The 7,046-nt window shown below is 52.9% G+C and carries 10 protein-coding genes; 2 read left to right on the forward strand and 8 right to left on the reverse strand.

Features of this window, described 5'->3' with window-relative positions:
• Window positions 1-19 precede the first annotated feature (19 nt).
• Together PHD76_12550 and PHD76_12555 are read left to right on the forward strand one after the other, a co-directional pair.
• Complete coding sequence (locus PHD76_12550) at window positions 20-790, forward strand: MBL fold metallo-hydrolase (protein MDD5262667.1); 771 nt, start codon at window positions 20-22, stop codon at window positions 788-790.
• Window positions 791-1,051: 261 nt separating this feature from the next.
• On the forward strand, window positions 1,052-2,740 hold the full coding sequence (locus tag PHD76_12555) for a TIGR03790 family protein (protein MDD5262668.1): 1,689 nt from the start codon (window positions 1,052-1,054) through the stop codon (window positions 2,738-2,740).
• A gap of 32 nt (window positions 2,741-2,772) precedes the next feature.
• On the opposite strand, the gene PHD76_12560 is transcribed toward PHD76_12555, so the two are convergent.
• From PHD76_12560 to PHD76_12595, 8 genes are all read right to left on the reverse strand, one after another.
• Window positions 2,773-3,027, reverse strand: a complete 255-nt coding sequence (locus PHD76_12560; protein ID MDD5262669.1) for a type II toxin-antitoxin system RelE/ParE family toxin — start codon at window positions 3,025-3,027, stop codon at window positions 2,773-2,775.
• Window positions 3,017-3,235, reverse strand: a complete 219-nt coding sequence (locus PHD76_12565; GenBank protein MDD5262670.1) for a ribbon-helix-helix protein, CopG family — start codon at window positions 3,233-3,235, stop codon at window positions 3,017-3,019. Before PHD76_12565 ends, PHD76_12560 begins: the two co-directional genes overlap by 11 nt.
• 437 nt (window positions 3,236-3,672) lie before the next feature.
• The gene (locus PHD76_12570) at window positions 3,673-3,870 is read right to left on the reverse strand and encodes a hypothetical protein (protein MDD5262671.1); all 198 of its coding nucleotides are present in this window, start codon (window positions 3,868-3,870) and stop codon (window positions 3,673-3,675) included.
• 143 nt (window positions 3,871-4,013) lie between these two features.
• Entirely contained in the window at window positions 4,014-4,220 is a 207-nt protein-coding gene (locus PHD76_12575) for a type II toxin-antitoxin system HicB family antitoxin (GenBank protein MDD5262672.1), read from the reverse strand.
• A gap of 253 nt (window positions 4,221-4,473) precedes the next feature.
• Entirely contained in the window at window positions 4,474-4,875 is a 402-nt protein-coding gene (locus PHD76_12580; GenBank protein MDD5262673.1) for a DUF4259 domain-containing protein, read from the reverse strand.
• Window positions 4,876-5,069: 194 nt separating this feature from the next.
• A complete protein-coding gene (locus tag PHD76_12585) occupies window positions 5,070-5,573 on the reverse strand; it encodes a hypothetical protein (protein ID MDD5262674.1) in 504 nt (167 codons plus the stop codon).
• 174 nt (window positions 5,574-5,747) lie between these two features.
• A complete protein-coding gene (locus tag PHD76_12590; GenBank protein MDD5262675.1) occupies window positions 5,748-5,975 on the reverse strand; it encodes a hypothetical protein in 228 nt (75 codons plus the stop codon).
• 71 nt (window positions 5,976-6,046) lie between these two features.
• On the reverse strand, window positions 6,047-6,244 hold the full coding sequence (locus PHD76_12595; GenBank protein ID MDD5262676.1) for a hypothetical protein: 198 nt from the start codon (window positions 6,242-6,244) through the stop codon (window positions 6,047-6,049).
• Window positions 6,245-7,046: the final 802 nt, after the last annotated feature.

Genomic DNA, 7,046 nt, shown 5'->3' on the forward strand with positions numbered 1-7,046 from the left:
GCGGCCTGACCCCTTTCCCATGCGACTCCTCTTTCTCGGAACCGGCACCTCCCTGGGAGTACCCATGATAGGCTGCCCCTGCGAAGTCTGCCATTCCAGCGACCCCCGGGACAAACGCTTCAGGTCCTCCGTCGTGATTCAAAACGACAAAACCATCCTGATCGACACCACGCCCGACTTCCGCTCGCAGGCTCTGCTCCACGGATTGAACCACCTGGATGCCGTGGTTTACACACACGGCCACAACGACCACATCATCGGCTTCGACGACCTGCGGCGCTACTGCGCAATCAGCGGAAATCCCATGCCCATCTATGGCTCCGCCGACACGCTGGAACATCTCGAAACCATATTCCCTTATGCCTTCAACCCGCCCGAAATCATCCCCACCTACGTCCGCGTCCTGCCTCACAAAATCCGCAAGCAATTCGAGATCGGCCAAACCAGCTTTATCCCGTTGCGCGTCATTCATGGCACGATGCCCACCTACGGCTATATTGTGTGCGATCAAGGCGTGAAAAAAGCTGCCTATATACCCGATTGCGCTTCCGTACCGGAAGAAACAGCCGCCCTGCTGCAGGACATTCCGGTTTTGATCATCGACGGTTTGCGCGACAACCCCCACCCCACCCACCTGCACATCAAGGCGGCCATCGACGTGGCCCGCCAGGCCCGGGCCAAAACCACATACCTGACCCATCTGACCCACAACATCATGCATGTCCGCAAGGAAAAGGAACTGCCTGCGGGGGTCTTCCTCGCGTATGATGGCCTGAGCCTGGACTTATGAAATGAAGGCCCTTAACCCGGATGTTTCACACGCTTCTGAAAATCTCAGCAAAGTGTCCTGCTCCAAAGTGTGGCAGGAACTGGGGTGCAGGAACATCCGGGTTACAAGCAAAACCGCCTGAATGGGTATTTTGTTTTGATTTTTGAATTGGAACTGCCTTATTTGGAGGCGGTTTTGCAATAGCCTGCATATGCCCAGTTCGTATCTTTCCGCTGTTACGTCCCGGCGCTAACAGGTTGACCATTGAAATGAGTATGAAATATGCAGGTTAACCCGTCCATTCCGCTTCTCTTTCTCCTGCCCTGCCTCGCGGCAATCGGCCAGACAACCGATCCCGCGCCCGCGCAACCGGAACGGGAACTCAACCGCCATGTCATGGTGGTGTACAATGAAAACGAACCGTCAAGCGAATCCCTGGCCCGGTATTACGCCCAAGCCCGCAACATCGGCGCGGATCACGTCCTGGGCATCCGCTGCCCCGCCGACGAGACCGTCTCGCGCAAGGCCTTCGAGGAACAAATCCGCCAACCCATCGACGACTACCTGACCGGAAAGGGGTGGTTCAAGCGGATTGAGTGTACCGTCCCCTCCACGATCCAAAAGCTCAGGATCCAAAGGACTGAAAACAATCCGATCTGGGCGCTGGTGCTCATCCGCGGCATTCCCCTGCGCATTGAGGAAGATTCCACCCTGCCCCCTCTCCTCCAAATCGCCGAACCCTTGCGCCCCAACCGCGCGGCGGTCGATTCCGAGTTGGCGCTTCTGCCTTGTCTTGGATTCCCTGCCGCCGGCTTTGTTCCAAATCCCTATTATTCGGAAAAATTCATCCGCCCCTTCAGCCAGGCCTATGCCGACTGGATGATCCTCGTCGCGCGCCTGGACGGCCCGCAACCCTCCGATGTCAGGGCCATGATTGATTCCGCCATCGAAACGGAAAAAATCGAGCTGACCGGACGCGCTTATTTCGATTCCCGCAACATCACGGACCCAAAGGACCCTTATTTTATCGGGGACGACTGGATGCGCCAGGCGGCCGACGCCGCCTCCAAAGCCGGCTTAGAAACATCCTTGGATACCTCGCCGGAAGTCGTGCCCGCCGACACGCCGTGGGACGCCGTCGCTTTGTACGGCGGCTGGTACACCCAGGATTGTTCCGGGCCGTTTTTGCAGCCCGACTTCCGTTTCCAACCGGGCGCCATTGCCTATCACCTCCATTCGTTCAGCGCCGAATCGATCCGCAGCCCGGATAAATTCTGGGTCGGCCCCCTGGTCAGCCGAGGAGTGGCCGCCACCATGGGTTCCGTGTACGAACCCTATTTGAAGCTCACACCCAACGTCTATGTCTTTTTCCGGAACCTGCTCGCGGGCCTTTCGTTTGGCGAGGCCGCCTACCAATCCGAACCGGCGCTGTCCTGGACCATCACCATGGTCGGCGACCCCCTCTACCGCCCCTTCCCGCGGCATCTGTTTGAAAGCGTCAAACTGGCTGCCGACCAGAAATCCGAAAAACTTCCCTGGCTCATCCTCCGCATGTGCCGACTGCTGGCCGCGCAGAACGAGCGCCCGCTGGAAGAGCGTTTGAACCAGATGCGCACCCTCTCCAAATTTGTCGGCGATTCCGGGTCGTTCCAGGAAGGGTATGCGGACATTTTATTCAAGCTAAACCAGCCTCCGGAAGAAATTATTTCCGCCTACCGCCAGGCCGCACTGTTCGCCACCTCCGAAAACACCGCCATCCGAGCCTCATTGAAACTGGCGGATTACTACATCCAACTCAACCGCCCAACTGACGCCTTTGCGGTTTACGACAGCCTGATGCAGCACCACCCGGCCAAGGCGGTTTATTTCCAGGTTCCGCAAATCGCCGCCCAACGCGCCACCCAAACCCGCTGGCGCCAGCTTTCAACCGAAACGCAAAAAGAAATCACCCCGCCCCAACCCAAGCCGTAACCAGGGGAAAATGTGGAAATGAGATGCAGAAGTCATCTGCCGTATATTTCTTTTCGATGTCCTATACGCAAGACAAGCACTTCGGCATCGAGAATAACAAAAATCACCCGATAATCTCCAACCCTGAGTTTTCTCATACCTGAAAATTCCCCCTTAAGCATGGGATAATCAGTAGGGCGTGCAACCAAGGTTTTATCAATCTTATCAAGTATGCGTTTTGCTTCAGGCTTGCTAATATGTGCAAGGTCTTTTTCGACGCTCTTTTTGTAATCGATTTTATAGGCCAAGTGATTTCCTCAGTTCCCGGCTTGAAATAATCGAATCTTTTTGGTCGCGTAAACGATCTAAAGCGATTTGCACATCTGCAAAGTCCTCAACGTAACTTTCAAGGGCTTTTTGAATGTGAAATGAACGGGGGCGCTCAGTTTCTTCAGCAATGGATTTTAATTCCTTGGCTAAAACATCTGGCAATCGGATGGACACTGCAATACTCATGACATCTCCCTCTGTATTCTTCTGTAATACAGACGTACACAAAGTATGCAGTGCTGTCAAATTGTTTTTTGATCAACGTCACGCATCGGGCATGACCTGCGACGGCGCGGCTCCTGACGGAGCGTAGCGACTAGCAGGAGGCGTGACGGAGCAGGTCATTGGCCTGGATGCACTGGTTCGACATTTTCATTTCAGAATTTGATCGTATTCCGAATGGTGTCCGATCCAAATCCAGACCAATCCCTCTTTGCGTATTTTCGCTACTGCTCGATAATGAGCACCGACACGGACTGACCAAAATACTCCCACTTTCTTAAATCTTAAATTTGGATTCTCGGGGTGGGTTTTGAAAATCTCAAAATTTTTATCTGCGAGTTTCTGAATATTGTCTGGCTACCGACGGTAATGGAACCAGAAATCGGGGGAGGCAAAATGTTTCACAAAGGCGTACAGCGTCCGGCCTCAAAATCCTCGTCCGCTTTGAGGGCGAGGCGGTCGAGCCTGCCGGACGCAACATCTGCTTCAAACTGTTTATCCCACTGATCTGCAACAAACTCCTCAAACCACTGGGAAAACAGGGACAGTTCCTGCGGGGGAAGCAGGGAAACAGCCTTTTCAAGTTCTGCAACACTCATAATGGTAGAATAACCACAAAATGCAGAATGGCAATATTTTCATTGTCCAAGCTCACCCACAGCCGGTTCCTGCGTAAGCAGGAATCATGAAGGGCGGAACGCCCGGCATGAAGGCTGTTGGGTGCAGCGCCTGGTTCGGTGTTTTATACTTCGACGTATTCTGCAACAGAAGAAGGAGATGGAATGTCCACCCCATCTTCTCTGAGGCCATCAAGGTGAAACTCAACTGCTTCTTTAATCAGTTTTTCGGTTTCTTCGATGGTTTCGCCCACGGCAATACATCCGGGAAGATCAGGGACATAAGCACCGTATCCAGTTTCGGATTTTTCAATTAAAACCGCGTAGCGCATAATTTCTCCTTATTTCCATCCTGCTTGTTTGAAAATACTATTCTGAGTGCCTTTTGGCACGTCTAATTTTGGGTGGCCTGCCACAGTGACTCTCAACCCCGGTTTCTGCGGGTGGATAAACTGCCGGTGACTGCCCTTCTGCCGAGCCAGCGAAGCGCGCAGCCTGCCCAAGCAGGATGCGTGACTGAGCGCCAAGCAAAACCGGCGCTTTGCACAACTACCAGCGCGGAAGGATATTGGTAGCACTGTCTGGTTAGGTATTGAGTCGTTTGGCAAGGTCATCGATCGTCGCATACCACTTGGGCGCATCGTCGGACTCATCCCAGAGTTCTTTCAGCTCGGAGTTGGTTCGGATGCGTTGAAGTGCAGCCAGTGCAGTCGGAACGAGAGCGGCGGCGTTGAGCGTACCGTGCGTGTCCACCCACTGTTTGGCGTTGTCGGGGAACTTGGCGACAGGCTGGCCGTGGAGTGCTGCGATAATCTCTGCCGCTGCAATGGCACTGGAACAATCTGGGGCTTCTAAATACTCATCGCCAATGTCGGTAACGCGGTGTAGCGCGTCAGCAATCGCTGATGTATCAGACGACTTCTCAAGTTCATAAAGCCAATCGCCTGCATCATCGTTGTCAAATGGTCCGAAGTTCCATGCTCCCATAATGTGTTTTCTGGTTGGTTGTTGTTTTGTTGATTGTGTGAAAGTGTGATTATTACACCAACGTCCCCAAGCTCAGCGACAGGCGGAGCGGGCGCGGCACCTGCCGGTGAGTGGAAAGGTGGCGGTGGTCGGCCGCAGGTGCCGTGACCGCGGAGCCTGTTCGCTGCAGCGCATGGTTAGTCGATTGGTTGGAGTCAGTTCCGGCTCCCGTCGAGTTCCTCGACTAAGTGTCGGACGTGCTCATAATGATCATCTAGCATGACTTGAAGGCGTCGGAGAAACTCGATGATTCCGGTAAGATCTCCCTTCATGCCTTTGATGATATCGACGAGCTGTTCATCAACCTGTGCGTTTACGCGTGGATCGGGCGAAGCGTCTTTCTGTCGATAAACCTTCTGCCAGATGCGAAAGCCCCGCTCCATGTGTTCTTCGTAGGTCTCTACCAAACTCAAATCTGATGGTTTGAGTTTTTGCGCGAGTTCATCGCGCGTTAGCGTCTGAATCGTGTTGCCCTGCTGTCGAACCACGATTTTGTCGTCTTCGCCGGTAATCTTGTAACGCCAGCGCTCGTCGTCGCCCTCCGCTTCTTTCGGGCGCTTTAGAAGCACTGATTTGATCTGGCCGCTAATCTTGTCGAAAATTTCGAGAGCGGTCTTCGTGGCGGTGACAACTTGAACGACGGTTAAGGGATCAATCATGGGTTTCCAGTGTATTGGTGGAGGGTTATTGGTGCAAACGCGAAATCGCCAACGTCACGCATCAGGCATGACCTGCGACGGCGCGGCTCCTGCCGGAGCGTAGCGACAAGCAGGAGGCGTGACGGAGTAGGTCATTGGTCTGGATGCGCTGGTTCGGATTTTCTGGCTTTAGATTCATTCCTTTTGTTTTGGAGTTATTAATCTAAAAATAATGTCGGCAATCTGGGTCCCAAGAGACATGAATGCAACAATGCAGATTCCATCAGCTATCTTTCTGAGAAGTGAAACATCGGCAAAAAATCCCGGGTTTTTCAATCCTGTGATCGCGTAAAAGGTAAAGGCCAGAACAAAGCCAATGATAGAGCCCGCGAGTATCGAATAAGGACTGTAGAATTTTTTCATTTTTTGTAATCCGAACGTCCGTCATGACCCGCGCGCGAAGCGCGTTGGGTCAATGACATGGTTCGGATTCTTCATTCTTCTGTTTCTAACCGGATGTTGAACTTTCCATCCGTATTATCGACCGTAACAAAACTTCCTTCTATAATATTCAGCTTTTGGGCAAGCCAATCCCTGATCTCGATACAAAGGAATCCATCTTGAATCTCGCTGATTCCTTCGCTGCACTCTGCAAGCTTATCTCCACCCGCATCTAGAGGAATGCGAAGCATTAGTTTCTCTCCATTTTCTCTACTGGTCCGCAAAGTGAGGTGACATCAGTCATATTTATCTTCCGAACGTCACGCATCAGGCATGACCTGCGACGGCGCGACTCCTGGCAGGAGCGTAGCGACTAGCAGGAGGCGTGACGGAGTAGGTCATTGGCCTGGATGCACTGGTTAGCAGTTTTATTTATTCTCGGTCATAATCTTCTGCCTCACAAGCAAATACCCTTCGACAACGGACGCAGTACCGTCCAAATCAATTCTGATATACTTCTGCTTCTCTGGCGGAAGAAGGGTGTTCCCCACCCTTCGACATATGGTGGGAGCGTATGTTGCCAAATAGTAAGGTGTGGAACCCTGCGCGGTGGCGGTATTAGAGTAAGCTGTGGGATACACCGGAAAGGTAGGATAGAGGGTAATAGAACGGAGATAATAATCGCTAGGCAATTTTAATTCCGCGATTTTCGCTTCTGCGACAGATGCTGCTTTGGCTAGCGATAAGGCCGGAGGAGAGTCGACCTGCGCATGAACCCGAGCAGCACATACAATGATAGCGAGAAGCAGGGGGGATACTTTCATGTTTTTATTCTGCTAACGACACGCATCAGGCATGACCTGCGACGGCGCGGCTCCTGGCAGGAGCGAAGCGAAAGCAGGAGGCGTGACGGAGTAGGTCATTGGCTGGATGCGCTGGTTAGACGGTTTGTTCTACTGAGCGTAAATCCGGTTCCGCAAAAGTCGAGAAATCTCCCTCTCGATCTTGATCCTAATCCAGAGTTTTTTCCACCCTGCCGCGTTGACCAAGTCC

The sequence above is a fragment of the Candidatus Methylacidiphilales bacterium genome (assembly GCA_028713655.1).
Classification (GTDB): domain Bacteria; phylum Verrucomicrobiota; class Verrucomicrobiia; order Methylacidiphilales; family JAAUTS01; genus JAQTNW01.

What these genes read in the sequence shown, in the direction of transcription:
- PHD76_12585 (MDD5262674.1), bottom strand. Translation starts at nt 5,573, where the DNA reads ATGATTGATCCCTTAACCGTCGTTCAAGTTGTCACCGCCACGAAGACC.
- PHD76_12595 (MDD5262676.1), bottom strand. Translation starts at nt 6,244, where the DNA reads ATGCTTCGCATTCCTCTAGATGCGGGTGGAGATAAGCTTGCAGAGTGC.
- PHD76_12555 (MDD5262668.1), top strand. Translation starts at nt 1,052, where the DNA reads ATGCAGGTTAACCCGTCCATTCCGCTTCTCTTTCTCCTGCCCTGCCTC.
- PHD76_12590 (MDD5262675.1), bottom strand. Translation starts at nt 5,975, where the DNA reads ATGAAAAAATTCTACAGTCCTTATTCGATACTCGCGGGCTCTATCATT.
- PHD76_12550 (MDD5262667.1), top strand. Translation starts at nt 20, where the DNA reads ATGCGACTCCTCTTTCTCGGAACCGGCACCTCCCTGGGAGTACCCATG.
- PHD76_12580 (MDD5262673.1), bottom strand. Translation starts at nt 4,875, where the DNA reads ATGGGAGCATGGAACTTCGGACCATTTGACAACGATGATGCAGGCGAT.
- PHD76_12570 (MDD5262671.1), bottom strand. Translation starts at nt 3,870, where the DNA reads ATGAGTGTTGCAGAACTTGAAAAGGCTGTTTCCCTGCTTCCCCCGCAG.
- PHD76_12565 (MDD5262670.1), bottom strand. Translation starts at nt 3,235, where the DNA reads ATGAGTATTGCAGTGTCCATCCGATTGCCAGATGTTTTAGCCAAGGAA.
- PHD76_12575 (MDD5262672.1), bottom strand. Translation starts at nt 4,220, where the DNA reads ATGCGCTACGCGGTTTTAATTGAAAAATCCGAAACTGGATACGGTGCT.